The 16,004-nt window shown below is 30.6% G+C and carries 15 protein-coding genes; 14 read left to right on the forward strand and 1 reads right to left on the reverse strand.

The features are described from left to right. Nucleotides 1-40: 40 nt before the first annotated feature. Nucleotides 41-2,701: an FAD-dependent oxidoreductase gene (locus KQI89_RS12410; RefSeq protein WP_216457332.1), complete on the reverse strand. Its 2,661-nt coding sequence runs from the start codon at nt 2,699-2,701 to the stop codon at nt 41-43. 362 nt (nt 2,702-3,063) lie between these two features. On the opposite strand from KQI89_RS12410, the gene KQI89_RS12415 reads away from it, so the two are divergent. The 14 genes from KQI89_RS12415 to KQI89_RS12480 all read left to right on the forward strand — a co-directional run bounded on the left by KQI89_RS12415 (nt 3,064) and on the right by KQI89_RS12480 (nt 15,986). Further along, nucleotides 3,064-3,522 (forward strand): COG2426 family protein, encoded by a 459-nt coding sequence (locus KQI89_RS12415; protein WP_032122588.1) that lies wholly within the window; start codon nt 3,064-3,066, stop codon nt 3,520-3,522. 264 nt (nt 3,523-3,786) lie between these two features. Further along, entirely contained in the window at nt 3,787-4,737 is a 951-nt protein-coding gene (locus KQI89_RS12420) for an AAA family ATPase (protein WP_216457333.1), read from the forward strand. A 10-nt stretch (nt 4,738-4,747) separates the two neighbouring features. Next, nucleotides 4,748-5,875: a DUF58 domain-containing protein gene (locus KQI89_RS12425; protein WP_216457334.1), complete on the forward strand. Its 1,128-nt coding sequence runs from the start codon at nt 4,748-4,750 to the stop codon at nt 5,873-5,875. Then, nucleotides 5,872-7,128: a hypothetical protein gene (locus KQI89_RS12430; protein WP_216457335.1), complete on the forward strand. Its 1,257-nt coding sequence runs from the start codon at nt 5,872-5,874 to the stop codon at nt 7,126-7,128. Before KQI89_RS12425 ends, KQI89_RS12430 begins: the two co-directional genes overlap by 4 nt. Nucleotides 7,129-7,521: 393 nt before the next feature. Next, the gene (locus KQI89_RS12435; protein ID WP_216457336.1) at nt 7,522-7,875 is read left to right on the forward strand and encodes a DUF6514 family protein; all 354 of its coding nucleotides are present in this window, start codon (nt 7,522-7,524) and stop codon (nt 7,873-7,875) included. Between the two features lie 164 nt (nt 7,876-8,039). After that, nucleotides 8,040-8,429, forward strand: coding sequence for a holo-ACP synthase (gene acpS / locus KQI89_RS12440; RefSeq protein ID WP_216457337.1), 390 nt, complete (start codon nt 8,040-8,042; stop codon nt 8,427-8,429). Continuing rightward, a complete protein-coding gene (locus KQI89_RS12445; protein ID WP_216457338.1) occupies nt 8,430-9,941 on the forward strand; it encodes an NAD(P)H-hydrate dehydratase in 1,512 nt (503 codons plus the stop codon). Between the two features lie 126 nt (nt 9,942-10,067). Next, complete coding sequence (locus KQI89_RS12450; protein WP_216457339.1) at nt 10,068-10,676, forward strand: germination lipoprotein GerS-related protein; 609 nt, start codon at nt 10,068-10,070, stop codon at nt 10,674-10,676. 125 nt (nt 10,677-10,801) lie between these two features. Then, complete coding sequence (gene alr / locus KQI89_RS12455) at nt 10,802-11,962, forward strand: alanine racemase (protein ID WP_032122581.1); 1,161 nt, start codon at nt 10,802-10,804, stop codon at nt 11,960-11,962. 217 nt (nt 11,963-12,179) lie between these two features. Continuing rightward, nucleotides 12,180-12,473 (forward strand): hypothetical protein, encoded by a 294-nt coding sequence (locus KQI89_RS12460; RefSeq protein ID WP_032122580.1) that lies wholly within the window; start codon nt 12,180-12,182, stop codon nt 12,471-12,473. Next, complete coding sequence (locus tag KQI89_RS12465) at nt 12,430-12,783, forward strand: type II toxin-antitoxin system PemK/MazF family toxin (protein ID WP_032122579.1); 354 nt, start codon at nt 12,430-12,432, stop codon at nt 12,781-12,783. Before KQI89_RS12460 ends, KQI89_RS12465 begins: the two co-directional genes overlap by 44 nt. Nucleotides 12,784-13,080: 297 nt before the next feature. Beyond that, the gene (locus KQI89_RS12470; protein ID WP_216457340.1) at nt 13,081-13,905 is read left to right on the forward strand and encodes a transketolase; all 825 of its coding nucleotides are present in this window, start codon (nt 13,081-13,083) and stop codon (nt 13,903-13,905) included. Continuing rightward, nucleotides 13,905-14,843 (forward strand): transketolase family protein, encoded by a 939-nt coding sequence (locus KQI89_RS12475; protein WP_216457341.1) that lies wholly within the window; start codon nt 13,905-13,907, stop codon nt 14,841-14,843. Before KQI89_RS12470 ends, KQI89_RS12475 begins: the two co-directional genes overlap by 1 nt. Nucleotides 14,844-15,140: 297 nt before the next feature. Next, on the forward strand, nt 15,141-15,986 hold the full coding sequence (locus tag KQI89_RS12480; protein WP_216457342.1) for a YitT family protein: 846 nt from the start codon (nt 15,141-15,143) through the stop codon (nt 15,984-15,986). Nucleotides 15,987-16,004 lie beyond the last annotated feature (18 nt).

Below are 16,004 nucleotides of genomic sequence, written 5' to 3' on the forward strand. Positions count from 1 at the left end.
GACTTCTCAAAAATCATTTGAGAAGTCTGTTTTTTATTAATTAAAGAAGATCATTTTTTACTACTTTATCTAAATCATACCCCTCTTTTATTCCAGCAACAACTTTAGCAGATTTAGAGATATTACCCATTAGAATACCACCTACTAATATTCCATCCTTAAAGAATAGTTTCTTATATATTCCTTTTTCTATATCTTTAAATCCTAGTTGTTCCAAAGAGTTATCATCAAAGTTTACTGTTCCAGCAGAGAAGATTTGAGCATCTAGTGCTTGGAATATAGTTGAGGATACGAAATCTTCAAATACTATACCATCTCCTGCCGCATTTGCTCCGGCAACTTTACCCATTTCTATAGCAGCAGGCCAGTTTCCATACACTATGCCATTAAGTTCTGCTGTGTCACCGCAGGCGTATATATTTTTAATATTTGTTTCCATTTTATTGTTAACTATAACACCTTTATCAGAAGCTATTCCAGATTTTTCAGCTAGGGCTTTATTAGGTCTTATGCCTACAGAGAATAAAACCATGTCGGTGTCTAGTGTAATGCCACTTTTTAGTTTTAATCCCATAACCTTAGCTTTTTTAACATTATTATGATTTTCATCTGGCATTAAGCACATATCTGCAATTAGTTCTTCTGCAGAGTCGCCAAGTATTAGATTGATTCCTGATTTATCTGCTATCTTTTTAAATAGTACTGCACCTTCGTTGTCTAACTGTCTTGGAAGCAGTCTTGTGCTAAATTCAACTACAGTTACATCTAGTCCTTGCTTTTTCATTTCCCAAGCGGCCTCAAGTCCAAGAAGTCCTCCGCCAATTATCACAACTTTTTTAGATTCTTTAATATAAGATTTAACTGCATCTGCATCTTCTAATTCTCTTAATGTAAATAATCCATCTACTTTATGATAGTTCTCCCAAGTTAGAACTAAGTCACCGGCTGCAGTTTTAAGATCATCGCATGCAACCTTTATAGGTGGAATAAAGTTATAACTTCCGTTGGCTAATACTAATTTATCGTAGTATACCTCTGTGCCATCATTTAGAGTAATCTTTTTGTTTTCAGGTAGTATTTCTTTTACATAAACTCCAAGTAATTGTTCAACTTTATTATCTGAATACCACTTTTCTGGTGCTATATAAAAGTCTTCATCTGGTATGGAGTTTGTTATATAATCGGAAAGTTGAGGTCTATAGTAGGCCATGGATTTTTCTTTAGAGAGTATCTTTATAGTGCATTTTGGATTTCTATCTCTTATAGCTTTTGCAGCATAGAAACCGGCAGCACCATTTCCAATAACTACGAACTTTTCTTCACTTTCTTTTCTAAAAGTTGTATCTTCCGATTTTATTTCTATAAATTGATCACGGGTTGCCCCACAAACTGGACATATTTCTGGTGGAAGGTCTCCTTCGAAGATTTCTCCACAAATTACACACTTCCAAAGTTTAGTTTTATTTTTCTTTCCATTTGATGCTACCTTTGGTTTTTTCTTATCCAGAAGCTTTTTAGCAAAACCTTCACCAAATCTAAAGGCTTTTGTTAACTCTTCTTCAGAAGGCTTAAAAATTATTTTAAGCCCAGGAGTAAATATATCCATTCTTAATTCTTTTAGTCTTCTCTCAATACATGGTACAGCTTCTCCACTCCATCCATAGGAACCAAAAGCTGCAGCGACTTTACCACCGTGAACCAATGGGTTTAATTTTGAGAGTACATCACGAATAGGTTCAAGAAGTTCACTATTAATTGTTGGAGAACCAAATAATACACCTTCAGATTCAGTAATGTCTTTTACGATATCATCCATTTTATGATGAATTACATCATACATTTTTACATCAAAGTCTCCTGTAGCTTTTATACCTTCAGCTATGTTTTCAGCTAAGGATTTTGTATAGCCATAAGCAGATACATAAGGAATAGTTATCTTTGGAATTTCAGCAGTAGGTAATGGTGTACTCCACTGTCTATATAGCTCCACTATTTTCCAAGGATCCTGTCTTAAAATTGGTCCATGACCTGTACAAATTGTATCTATAGGAAGTTTTTCTATCTTTTCAATAGCTTTAAGCACATAAGGTTTAAAGGGACCCATGATACAATCATAATAATATCTTAAAGCTTCCATATAATTTTCTTCATTTTCTATTAAGTCATTAAATACATTTTCAGAACAATAATGGCTTCCAAAAGAGTCGCAAGTAAATATTATATTATCCTCTGGTACGAAAGTATATATTGAATCTGGCCAATGTAAAAATGGTGCTGCTATAAATTGAAGGGTCTTGTTACCAAGACTTAGAGTAGTACCATCTTCAACTACTATAGATTCAAAAGGTTTGTTTGCAATCTTTTCCATGAATTTTATAGCAGGAGCAGATCCAACTACTTTAGCTTGAGGAGAAAATTCAAGAATTTTAGCCACAGAACCAGCATGATCAGGCTCTGTATGATCAACAATTATATAGTCTATTTTGTGAATATCTACATCTAATGATTTTAATCTTTCTAAATATTGGTCAAAAAATTCAGCTTTTACAGTTTCGAATAAGGCTACTTTTTCACTGCCTCTTACTACATAAGAATTGTATGTGGTTCCATAAGGTGTGTACATAATGATGTCGAAGATTCTAAGATCAGGGTCTAATGCTCCAACCCAATAAATATCCTTTTTTACTTCTAAAGATCTCATATTTCACATTCCTTTCTATAATGCTATAAGAGTATGTATTAATTATATCATTTATTAAATAAGATTGTTTAAAATTTTGTTGTGTAATCAAGTTAAGTTTTTTATACTGACTTATTTTTTATAAATAATCTTTTTAGTATAGCCAGAAATAATAATTTTAAAAGTCTTTCAATAATTAAATTATTAACAAATAAGAATAAAAGATATTAATTAATAATTACTATACATAATTATAAGGGAAAGAATTATGTAGGTCAATGGATTTAACAAATAATATGTTGATGAAGTCATAAAATCTCATTATAATAGAATCATTATGAGAAACTTTAAAAATTAAATACAATTGTAAGGAGAGCTTTAGTATGGATTTTTCTCTATTGTTTAAAATTTTTATAATGTCTGCTGTACCTTTAACAGAACAAAGGGCTGCTATTCCAATAGGAATACTGAAATATGGCTTGGATCCTTGGGCTACTATGATAGCTAGCTTTTTAGGAAGTTTACTTCCTGTACCTTTTATACTATTATTTTTTAATATTATATTTAAGTGGATGAAAAAATATAAATTTTTCGATCCTTTAAATAAAATAATCGAAAATAAACTTCAAAAAAATACAGGTAAGATTGAAAAATATAAAGAAATAGGTCTTATAATATTTGTAGCAATCCCACTACCTACTACAGGATTATGGACTGGAAGTGCTGTTGCTTCATTTTTAGGATTGGACTTTAAAAAATCTTTCTTATGTACAGCTTTAGGAGGGTTAATATCAGCTTTTATACTTACAATTATATTTGGGTTTCCAGCAATATTTGCTTAGAATTTGAAATTTAGTATAGAAGTATTTTAGACGGATTACTACATAGGTTTAAATATAATATGTAAAAATGTCAATTAGTCTGTAGTCTTATAATTATTATAGGATTACAGACTATATTTTATTATCATTTTAATTTGTTTGAATTTTTATGTAGAAGAAATAATTTTCATTATGATATAATAATTGTATATTATTTCTGAATTTTAAAAGGGATATTGAAAGGAGGGGCTATTTAAGAGGGGGATTCTTAAATAGTGAATTAGTATGGATGTTAATAAGTTTGTGGAGTTTAGAGAAAAGGCTTTAGAAAATGTAGGAAAGGTAATTGTAGGTAAAAAGAATAAAATAGATAAGATAATGGTTGCTTTTATTTGTTCTGGACATGTACTTTTGGAGGATGTTCCGGGACTTGGAAAAACAAAACTTGCAAAATCTTTAGCACAAACCTTAAATTGCAGCTTTAAAAGAATACAATTTACACCAGATCTTTTACCTTCAGATCTTACAGGAATATATTATTATAATCAAAAAACATTAGAGTTTGAATTTAAAAAAGGTCCTTTACTAAGTCAATTTGTCTTAGCTGATGAAATAAATAGAGCAACTCCTAGAACTCAATCTGCATTATTAGAATGTATGGAAGAGAGACAAATAACTGTAGAAGGAAATACATTAAAGCTAGGTAGACCCTTTTTTGTTATAGCCACAGAAAATCCTGTAGAGCAATTTGGAACCTTCCCTTTGCCTGAAGCTCAGTTAGATAGATTTTTCATAAAACTATCTATGGGATATCCAAGCTATATGGAAGAGATTGATATATTGGATAGATATAGAGAAAATGACCCACTAGAAGAATTAACCTCAGTAATATCCTTAGAAGATATAGAATACCTTCAAAGTAATTATGTTTATGTAGAAGTTAAAGATAGTATAAAGAAATACATAGTTGATATAATAGGTGAAACTCGTAAGCATAAAAATATAGATTTAGGAGCATCGCCAAGAGCTACCATAGCTCTTATGAAGGGCTCTCAAGCTCATGCAGCCATTCATGGAAGAGATTATGTTATTCCTGAAGATGTGAAAGAGATGGCACCGGCTATTTTAAGTCATAGAATAATATTAAAAGCTGGAGGAGGAGCCTTTGATAATAAAGCAGAAGAGGTAATTGAAGATATATTAAATGCAGTTCACACTCCCTTAGAAGAGATATAGGGGTGAAAATATGAAGAGTTACTCTATATTTATTTTAGTTTTGCTAGCTTTTTATATCTTTGCAGAGTATACCAGAAGAAAAGGTTTTGAGCACCTTACTATAAAGAGAAGCTTAGATAAAAATAGAATATTTCCTGGGGAACAATTTAATGTAATCACACAGATTGATAACGAAAAGAGATTTCCTGTATCTTTTTTAAATATAGAGGAAGAATATCCATTTGGATTTGAAAGGATTAAATTCAAAACTAGCCTAAAAAATGCTAATATGAATTACTATTCAAGTAGCTACACTATTTTAGGTTATGAAAGAATAAAAAGATATCATCCCTCTATTATAAATAAAAGAGGGGTTTATTATCTTAGGAATATATCCTTATCTTTAGGAGACATTTTTGGTTTCTCGAATTTAAAGCAGGAAAACGAGGATTTCTTGGAGATAATAGTCTATCCTATAGTATTACCAGCAAAAAAAATATTCTTTGAAAACAATAGTATTCAAGGAGATATTGTGGTGAAAAGATGGATATTTTCTGATCCTATATATATAAGAGGACTTAGAGAATATACAAGAGGAGACAGGATGAAGGATATCCACTGGAATTCTAGTCTTAGAATGAACAAACTTTTAGTAAAGGAGTATGAGTACACTTCAGAAAGAGAAGTGGTATTTGTTATAAATGTGCAGTGTTCTAAACCCTATTGGGCTTTTATGGATGGAGAAGCTATAGAAAGGGCTGTAGATATAGTAACTGCCTTATCCAATTGGACTATTAAACAAGGAATACCCACAGGAGTTTTAACTAATGCAAATATGATAAGTTATAAAGGTGAATTTAACAATGAAATATTACCAGGAGTGAATAATTTTAAAAGCATATTAGAGTTTGGAGCAAGAATGGATAAAGCACCTAAAGTAGAATTTGATGAATTCTTAAAAGAAAAAGGAAAATACTTTAGGAAAAATTCCATCTATATAATTTTAACACCCTATATGAATGATGATATTATCAATGAAATAATAAAGCTTAGGAGATATGGTTTTATGATGAGGATAATAGATATTTCTAAAGAGGGCTCTCTTCCCGAAATAGATCATGTGGAAAAAATACATTATGAAGGGAAGGGAGAGATATGAGTTGGCAAAAGAATATAAAGATGTTATTTTACACCTCTAAAATGTTAGCTATATTCATATGTTATGCAGTTGTTTCTAATGGTTTTGGTAATATGACTCCAGGATATCTAGATTTTTTAGTTGTATTTTTAATTATGATTTTAATGCAGTATCTTGATGGAAAAACAGGTAATAGATATCTCATAATTTTAGCACCACTTTTTATGAACTTTTTATTGTTTTTTATTATTTATGGAAAACAAGATTTTATACCCTATGCTTCTTTGGGAATATTAGTAACACTGATATTACCAAGATATGATTTAGAGAGGATTTCTTATAGTTACATCGCGGACAAGCTTAAACATAGTTTTATAACATTAGTACTATCAGTAGTATTGTATTTAAAAGTGGATAGAATATATGGAACTACTCTTTTAAGATATTATATATTTTTCATAGTTTTATCTGTGATAACTTTAAGAGAGGCGCGTAAGTTCGAATATAAGATTCAAAGAAAGAAAAGTGATGATTTAGTTAATACTTCTATATTAATATCTGTTTTACTCTTATCTACAAACTTTATTTATAATATATTTAAAACTATATTATCAACATTACTTAAAGTAATAAGCTTTATTATGGATAAGATAATATATGCCATACTATATTTATTAGGTGCACCTATAAATGCTTTTATAAATTTTATTCAGGATTTATTAACAAGAAACAACAGTAATGCTAATATGTCTTTAGTGGAACAAAAGGATCAATTACAGGATCTTAAAAACCTTCAAAATGAGCAGCAGCTTTTTTGGTCTATATTAGAGAATGTAATTAAGATAGCTATAGTGCTACTAGTTGTATATTTAATATATAGTACTATAAAGAAATATAGACATGGAAAAGTTATTAAGGACGAAGGAGTTATAGAAGTAAGAGAAAAAATAGACAGAAAAAGGGTAAGCACTAAAAAGAGCCTTGCCATAAGGATGAAAGAGCTTTTAAAAAGAAAAACCTTAAATGAGAAGATATTTTATATATTTAGGGATTTTCAAGATAGAACTTTTAAAAAAGGATGGTTTAAACCTTATATGACATCAAAGCAGCTTTATAATGTTACAAGGATCCATATTGAAGAAGATGAAAAAGTAAGATATATAACTCAATTATATAACGAAGCTAAATTCTCTAATCATTCTATAAAAGAAAATGAAGTAAATGAATATAAAAAATGTTATAATGAAATAAAGGATAAAATTAACAGATCTTAGTTAATTTTATTACATTTGAGAAATTAAGAACTTAAAATTCATTATCAGGTTCTCGATCTAACTAAAAATTACTATATTTACATTAAATACCTTGTCGAAAAATAATAGTGCAAAGAAATTATCTAAAAATTTATATAAAATTCGACAAGAATCATCTTCGAAAAGGACAACTTCCCAAGAGTGTTACTTTATTAACAGATATTAAATATCGCTAAAATGAAGTTTGTGTCATAATAGAGATTAAATATTCTGAAAACTCAAACTATATTATGACAACTTTCTTGTGTTTTCAGTGATACTATAATAAGAAGGAAAATAACATTATATATATGAGGCATTATAGTATTTCAAAATAGTTTAAATAAATGAAGTCATATTTTGGGGGGAGAGAAAATGATCATTGTTGAAAGCTTATCCAGAAGCGAAATAAAGGAAGAAGGAATGTACATATATTCCTACAGAATGACAAAGGGAAATATTACTTTATCTACAGAAGATTCTAGCATAGAGGTTCAGTCCTATGGAATTGAAGTTGAAAGGCAGGACTTATTGAATGGAGTAGTGGTAAATATTGAAAGAGATTCGCTAAAAAGCATTAGCCCTCAGAGACATAAAGTTCATAATCTTTTAAGGGTTTTATACGAAGGTAAGGTATCGCCTATCCATTTTATAGATATAATAGGAGAACATGTAGATTCATATATAGAGGATTTCGAAGATAATTTTTATAGCATAGCAACGAATTAAGTTATTATAGAGAACGCAGGAATATCTTGAGGCTTTCCTAAAGATGAATCCTGCGTTCCCTTATGTTATAATGAAACATATAAAAAAATCCCACAAATCAATAGAAATGCTGGATTATAGTTTATTTTATGCTTGTATTTCTTTATGAAGAGGTGAATATTATTATGAATATACATGGAATAGGTACAGATATAATAGAAATAGAGAGAGTGCAAAATGCTATTGAAAAGAATTCAAAATTTATGCATAGAGTATTCACTGATAGGGAATTAGAATACTACAATTATAAAAAAAATTATGAAAGTATTGCTGGAGGATTTGCATCTAAAGAGGCAGTGAGCAAAGCGATAGGTACAGGATTTAGAGGATTTAATTTTAGTGATATTGAAGTTTTAAGAGATAATCTAGGGAAACCATTAGTAATATTATCAAAGAAAGCAGAAGAAGTGTTAAAAAATACATTTAGAAGTAGACAAAAGGATTATAAAATTCATTTGTCTATTTCACATAATAAGAGTACAGCCATAGCTTATGCTATAGTGGAGGTGTTTTGAATGAACATAGCAACAGCAGAAATAATGAAAGAGATAGATAAATATACTATAGATAAAGTGAAAATTCCGGGTATAGTTTTAATGGAAAATGCAGCACTGAGAGTTATAAAAAATTTGGACTTGAGTAATAATCAAAATTTTGTAGTAGTATGTGGAAGTGGAAATAACGGTGGAGATGGGTTTGCAGTGGCAAGACATCTTATATTACAAGATAAAAGTGTAGAGGTGTTTTTAATAGGTCAAGGCAGTATCTTAAGTGAAGATGCCAAGTTAAACTATAATATTCTTAAAAATATGGGAGTAGAAATAAATAATATATCAAATTTAGATGATATACATGCCCTTCGAAATTCTCTTTTATATAGCCAAGTTACGATAGATGCTATCTTTGGTACTGGGCTTAAAAGGCAGCTGGAGGAGCCTTATGATTCAGCTATATCTATAATAAATGAAAACAGTAAATATGTGATTTCCATAGATACTCCATCAGGAATGGATAGTAATAACGGTAAAGCTCTTGGAAATTGTATAAAGGCTGACAAAACTATAAGCTTTCAGCTTTATAAAAGGGGCTTTTTAGGATATGGAACTGATAAATATACAGGAGAAATTATTGTAGAAGATATAGGTATACCAACATTTGTAATAGAAAGATTTCATAAAAATGAGTTTATGTTAGAGGAAGATATGATAAGACATTTTATAACCTCTAGAGATAGATATGCTTACAAAGGAGACTATGGAAGAACTACAGTTATTGCAGGGTCTATAGGATTTACAGGAGCTGCTTATATTACAACACAATCAGTAGTAAGAACTGGCGCTGGGCTTGTGACTTTAGCTTGTAGGGAGGAAATATATGAGACTTTAAGCTCTAAACTAATTGAGGCTATGGTAACACCCTTTTTAAAAGCAGAGGAGTTAAAGTATTTAATAGATAAAAGTGATGTTATAGCTTTTGGACCTGGTATAGGTGAGGGAGATGATACATTAGAGATGTTAAAATACCTCATAAAAAATGCAAATTGCCCAATAGTTATAGATGCTGATGGATTAAACGTGTTACAAGGGAATACAGATATTTTAGATAATAAAAAATCAACTGTAGTTTTAACCCCTCATCTTGGGGAGATGGCAAAGATAACTGGTCTATCTATTGACTATATAAGAGAAAATAGATTAGAAGTAGCAAAGAGCTTTGCAAAGGAAAAAGGAGTAATAGTACTCCTTAAGGGATATCATACAGTGATAACAGATGGAGAAACCACCTATATAAATCCAACAGGAAATAGTGCCATGGCTTCAGGAGGCATGGGAGATTGTCTTACAGGTATAGTTGCAGGTTTTATATCTCAATTTCAAAGGCCTTTAGAATCTGCTTATTGTGCAGCTTTTATTCATGGATATATAGGGGAAAAGTTATCAAAGGATATGTTTGCAGTAAATGCATCTCATGTTCTAGAGTATATACCTTATGCTATAAAAAATATAAAGAAAAACAATTATAAATAGAATAATATAAACCTTTAAAGAATAATAGTAATAGTGAAAAACTTATATTGAGTTCTTAGTAAAATATTCAGTATAAAATTTTAAAAAGAATAATCTAATTGAATGATTATTGCTAAGGAGGATTTGATGAAAAAAGATATAAGAATTATGCTATTATTCTTTTTAATTTTATCTTTACCTTTTGCTAATATTTCTTGTAAAAAACCAGCAAGGAATGTTGAAGAGGTATTAGATTTTATTAAGTCTATTGAGTCTTATGAAAGCTATGTAGAATATGAAATAAAAAATGATAAGAAGGCTAGTACAAAAAAAGCAAAGCAGTATTTTCATAAGGATGAAGGATATAGACTTGAATTAGAGCAGAAAAGAGTTTATGTATACAAAGAAGATTCCATAGAAGTAGAAGATATTGTTAATAATGCAAAGTACAGCTTGGATAATGATTTTGATGAACTATATAGATTCACCTTTATAGGCGAATATATAAAATATTTATATAGTAGTCAGGATATAAAATATTTTTGTAAAAATTTAGAAGGTAAAAACTACATGGTTGTAGAATTAATAATACCAGGAAATAATCGCAACCTCAAAACTGCATTCATGTATGTTGATCTTACAAAAAACCTACCTGAAAAAATAGTTATCTTTGATGAGAGGGGGAATGAAAGGGTTAGTGCAATTTATAGAAATTTAGATATAAATATTGAATTGGACAAAAATCTTTTTAAGTAGTAACATTAAATAATTCATAGAAAAATATCATTACTTAATAGTAGCTATGGCATAGAAAGATATTGAGATATTAAATTTAGATAACTAATTAGTCAGAGATGTAAGGTGTCAAGAGGTGCATGAATATGTTTAAAAGTATTAGACCAGTATGGGTAGAAATTAATTTAGATAATTTAAGCTATAATTTAAGGCAAGTTAGAAAGATTACCAAAGATAAGGAAATAATAGCAGTTATAAAAGCAGATGCATACGGACATGGGGCCTTAGGATTAGTGCATACCTTATTGGAAGAAAAGGTTAAAAGATTAGGAGTAGCTATAATAACTGAAGCTATGGAACTAAGAAGAGGAGGAGTTCAGGCACCTATTATGATACTTGGATATACCCCACTTACTTTTGCTAAAGAGCTTATAGGTTATGATATTGAGCAAACTGTCTATTCCTACGAGTATGCAGAAGAGCTATCAAAAGAGGCAAAAAAGTATAATAAAAAGGCTAAGATTCATATTGCCTTAGATACAGGTATGGGTAGAATAGGTTTTTTACCTAATGAAGAAAGCCTTCAATGGGTATATAAAATAAGTAAGCTGCCTAACATATCAATAGAGGGATTATTTTCTCATTTTTCATCTGCAGATGAAAAAGATAAAGAATATACCTATCTTCAATTAAAGAAGTTTAATTGGTTTTGTGAAAAACTAGAATGTATGGGGGTAAACGTAGGGGTCAAGCATATAGCTAATAGTGCAGCCACTATAGAGTTACCAGACACGCATTTTGATGCAGTAAGATTAGGTATGATAATGTATGGATATTATCCATCAAAAGAAGTAGACAAAACAAATATAGATTTAAAACCTGTGATGACTATTAAAACTAATATAATACACGTTAAGACGTTACTAAGTGGCGAGTACATAAGTTACGGTAGAAGGTTCCAAACAGAGAGAGAAAGCATCATAGCCACATTACCTGTAGGTTACGCTGATGGATATAATAGTTTACTTTTTAATAAAGGTAAAGTTATAATAAACGGAAAGTTAGCGCCTGTAGTAGGAAGGATTTGCATGGATCAGTGTATGGTAGATGTAACAGACATTGAATCTGTAAATGTGGGGGATGAGGTAATAATCATGGGGTCCCAAGGTGGGGCTAAGTTTGATGCTGAAGATATAGCAGAAGCCATAGGAACTATTAACTATGAAGTTATGTGTATGATAAGTAAAAGGGTTCCTAGAGTCTATATAAAAAATGGTGAAGTGATTAAAATAAGAAATTATATCTAAATATAATAAAAAATTAAAATAAACACCAAATCCATTTTAAAAAAATTAAAGAGTATGAAAAACACAATTAATGTCAAAAATTAGAATGTAACCATTAATCTTCCTGTAATAATTTGATGAAAAATCACATAAATCCTTTGACATATTGACGAATGTTGTACTATAATTGGACTATACATATTTACGCTTTTGTAAAATAGGAGGTAAGTATAATAGTATGTCAAGATGTAAGAGATTAATGGTAACTCTCTCAGATGTACTCAAAGATGATGACAAAAAAAAGAGTCAATTTATTATGAGATCCGTAATACTATATATAGAGAGTAAAAATAATAGCATAGAAAACATGAAAGATGGATACCTTGAAATGGCTTCCATTAACTTAGAATACTCAGAATTAGGTTGTGCATGTGAATATGAAGAATGTTTAGAATATGAGACATGGCTTTCGGAGAGTGATTTGTCTAATGACAACGATGGTAGTGAAAAGAGGAGATATATATTATGCTGATCTGAGTCCCGTAGTTGGATCAGAACAGGGAGGAATTCGACCAGTTATAATCGTACAAAATGATGTTGGAAACAAGTATAGTCCAACTGTCATTGTTGGAGCTATAACCTCTCAGATTAATAAAGCAAAGCTTCCTACCCATGTTGAAATATCTTCAGAGGAATACGGCTTAAATAAGGATTCTGTAGTTCTTTTAGAACAGGTAAGAACCCTAGATAAGAAAAGATTAAAAGAGAAGATAGGTCATATGACTAATGCAGACATGGAAAAGGTTGATAAGGCCTTGCTCATAAGCTTAGGGTTATGCTGACATACTAAAGTTAAATTGAATTGAGATAAAGAATTAGAAATATATATAAATAAAATGTACCCTATAGATATACAAAAAAAGTATACCTATAGGGTATTTTTGTACCTATAGAATAAATAACAAATTATAAACATTGAATACTAGAAATTAAATCGATTTAAATATATAATAGTAAAGTAGAACAACAATATATATCTTAAGCGAAAGAAAGTTTAAAAAGTTTGATACTTAATACTAACTTGAAAGCTTAATAAAGATTTCGAAAGAAATCTACTAAATAAACATAGGAGGTCTATCATGAAAAAAAGCATTGATGAAATGAAAAGCATAGCTAAGGTTATAAGAAAAGATATAGTAACTATGCTAACAGAGTCAAACTCCGGACATCCAGGAGGTTCTTTATCAGCTGTAGAAATATTAACAACATTATATTTTAATGAAATGAATATTGACCCTTCAAATCCAAGAATGTTGGATAGAGATAGATTTGTACTATCAAAAGGACATGCAGCACCAGTTTTATACAGTACATTAGCTAGAAGAGGATATTTTAATGCAGAAGAGCTAATGGGACTTAGAAAATTAGGCTCTATGCTTCAAGGACATCCAAATATGAATGATGTTCCAGGCGTAGATATGTCTACAGGATCTTTAGGTCAAGGAATATCTGCGGCAGTAGGTATGGCTATTGCTGGAAAGATAGATAAAAAAGACTATAGAGTATTTGCACTTTTAGGAGATGGAGAGCTTGAAGAAGGTCAAGTTTGGGAAGCTTCTATGGCAGCAGGATTCTACAAGTTAGATAACCTAACTGCTTTCGTTGATTTTAATGGTTTGCAAATAGATGGAAAATGTGAAGAAGTAATGAATCCAGCTCCAATAGGAGATAAATTCAGAGCTTTTAATTGGAATGTTATAGAGATAGATGGACATGATTTTGAGGCTATATTAAATGCTATTGACCAAGCTAAAAATACAAAAGGAATGCCTACTATGATAGTTTGCAATACCATAAAAGGAAAAGGAGTATCCTTTATGGAAAATGAAGTGGGCTGGCACGGTTCTGCACCAAATAGAGAACAATGTGAGGCAGCTCTAAAGGAAATTGGAGGGGAAAACTAATGGCAAAGATGGCGACAAGAGAAGCCTATGGAAAAGCTTTAGCTAAGATAGGCCAAGAGAATAAAAATATTGTAGTTTTAGATGCAGACCTTTCAAAATCCACCAAGACCGCTGACTTTAAGAAGGTTTGCCCAGATAGATTTATAAATGCAGGTATAGCAGAAGGAAACATGATGAGCATTGCAGCAGGGATGTCTACTTGCGGAAAAATTCCTTTTGCAAGTACATTTGCTATGTTTGCAGCAGGAAGAGCTTTTGAGCAAATAAGAAACTCTATATGCTATCCTAAACTAAATGTTAAGGTATGTGCTACTCACGCAGGTCTTACTGTTGGAGAAGATGGAGCTTCCCACCAAGCTATAGAAGATTTAGCTCTTATGAGAAGTATACCAAATATGACAGTTATATGCCCAGCAGATGATGTAGAAACAGAAGCTACTATAAAAGCTATTGCTGAGTATAATGGACCTTGTTATGTTAGACTTGGAAGATCCGCTGTTAGCACAGTAAATACTGATCCAAACTATAAGTTTGAAATAGGAAAGGCAGTTACACTAAGAGAAGGTAAAGATGCTACTATAATAGCTACAGGAATTATGGTAGAGGCTGCTCTAGAGGCTTATAACACTTTAGCAGAAGAGGGAATAAAGGTTGAAGTTATAAACATTCACACTATAAAACCAATAGATAGTGAAGCTATAGAAAATGCAGCAAGAAAAACAGGATTAATAATAACAGCTGAAGAGCACAATATAATCGGAGGATTAGGTTCAGCGGTTTGTGAAGTAGTAGCTGAAAGACGTCCTGTACCAGTTATAAGAGTAGGGGTTAAAGATACCTTTGGTGAAAGTGGAAAGCCAGCAGAGTTATTAAAAGCTTATGGACTTACTGCTGAAGAAATAGTTAAGGCAGTTAAAAAAGGTATATCCTTGAAATAAAATTTAAATCCTAAATGATAAATAAATAAAATTTCTTCTGTGTTTTTGCACAGGAGAAATTTTTTTATGATGATTATTTCTAATATGATATTTCTACAAAATACTATTTAATTGTAGAAAACTATGGTTTATAATATTTTTGGTTATGTTTCTGAAGAGGTTTGTATTTTTGTAGATTTATCTAAGATTCATGTAGACTTTATTTATGGGGATGCCTGGTTAAACGTAGCAGCATATTGATTAAAAGATTTATACATTAGAGGGTATAGTATTCGTAATAACAAAGGAGGTAAAAGTATGAATAAGACTTTCAAAGAGTATGGTTTAATAACTATAGGAGTATTAATGATAGCATTTTCGGCTCAATATTTTACTATACCGAACCAAATTGCAGGCGGAGGGGTTACAGGGCTTTCTATTGTGGCTCATCATTATTTGCCTAATATATCAACTGAATTATTTTCTTTTATATTTAATTTTATTTTATTTATAGTTGGTTTTATATTTATTGGAAGAAATTTTGGAATAAAAACTATTTATGCTGCTTTTGGTCTTTCGAGTTCACTTTGGATGGTAAAGAACTTTCTTCATCCAGTAGCTGCAACTAAGGATTTGGCTCTTGTAGTAGTATTTGCTAGTGTAATAACAGGAACAGGGCTAGCTATAGTGTTTAATCAAAGTGCTTCAACAGGTGGAACGGATATCATAGCCAAGATATTTAATAAATATTTCCATTTAGATATAGGTAAAGCCATGTTTTCTGCGGATCTTATAGTAACAATAATCTCTGGAATAACCTTTGGTTGGGAAAAAGGTATGTATGCTCTAGTGTTTGTGCTTTTAAATGGACTTATAATTGATAGAGTAGTAGAAGGATTTAATCTTAGTAAGCAGGTAATAATAGTAAGTGAGAAAAGGGATATAATCTCTAAATACATAATGGAAGAGCTAAATAGAGGATGCACTACTTTTGATGGTAAAGGAGCTTACAGTAAAGATAATGTATACCTTTTATATAGTATAATGGGAAGGAAAGAATTTATAAAATTAAAAATTTACATAAGAGAAGTAGATCCTAGAGCTTTTATAACCGTTAATGAGGTTCATGAAGTATTGGGACAAGGATTTGCAAACATAGAATAAAGATAGGATTGTAGAATT

The organism is Clostridium simiarum, from assembly GCF_018919175.1.
In the GTDB taxonomy this organism is placed as follows: Bacteria; Bacillota; Clostridia; order Clostridiales; family Clostridiaceae; genus Clostridium_L; species Clostridium_L simiarum.

Bases quoted from the DNA above. Each gene is read 5' to 3' on its own strand.
- alr (WP_032122581.1), top strand. From the start codon at position 10,802: ATGTTTAAAAGTATTAGACCAGTATGGGTAGAAATTAATTTAGATAAT.
- KQI89_RS12450 (WP_216457339.1), top strand. From the start codon at position 10,068: ATGAAAAAAGATATAAGAATTATGCTATTATTCTTTTTAATTTTATCT.
- KQI89_RS12420 (WP_216457333.1), top strand. From the start codon at position 3,787: ATGGATGTTAATAAGTTTGTGGAGTTTAGAGAAAAGGCTTTAGAAAAT.
- KQI89_RS12445 (WP_216457338.1), top strand. From the start codon at position 8,430: ATGAACATAGCAACAGCAGAAATAATGAAAGAGATAGATAAATATACT.
- KQI89_RS12415 (WP_032122588.1), top strand. From the start codon at position 3,064: ATGGATTTTTCTCTATTGTTTAAAATTTTTATAATGTCTGCTGTACCT.
- KQI89_RS12425 (WP_216457334.1), top strand. From the start codon at position 4,748: ATGAAGAGTTACTCTATATTTATTTTAGTTTTGCTAGCTTTTTATATC.
- acpS (WP_216457337.1), top strand. From the start codon at position 8,040: ATGAATATACATGGAATAGGTACAGATATAATAGAAATAGAGAGAGTG.
- KQI89_RS12410 (WP_216457332.1), bottom strand. From the start codon at position 2,701: ATGAGATCTTTAGAAGTAAAAAAGGATATTTATTGGGTTGGAGCATTA.
- KQI89_RS12465 (WP_032122579.1), top strand. From the start codon at position 12,430: ATGACAACGATGGTAGTGAAAAGAGGAGATATATATTATGCTGATCTG.
- KQI89_RS12460 (WP_032122580.1), top strand. From the start codon at position 12,180: ATGTCAAGATGTAAGAGATTAATGGTAACTCTCTCAGATGTACTCAAA.
- KQI89_RS12475 (WP_216457341.1), top strand. From the start codon at position 13,905: ATGGCAAAGATGGCGACAAGAGAAGCCTATGGAAAAGCTTTAGCTAAG.
- KQI89_RS12470 (WP_216457340.1), top strand. From the start codon at position 13,081: ATGAAAAAAAGCATTGATGAAATGAAAAGCATAGCTAAGGTTATAAGA.
- KQI89_RS12430 (WP_216457335.1), top strand. From the start codon at position 5,872: ATGAGTTGGCAAAAGAATATAAAGATGTTATTTTACACCTCTAAAATG.
- KQI89_RS12480 (WP_216457342.1), top strand. From the start codon at position 15,141: ATGAATAAGACTTTCAAAGAGTATGGTTTAATAACTATAGGAGTATTA.
- KQI89_RS12435 (WP_216457336.1), top strand. From the start codon at position 7,522: ATGATCATTGTTGAAAGCTTATCCAGAAGCGAAATAAAGGAAGAAGGA.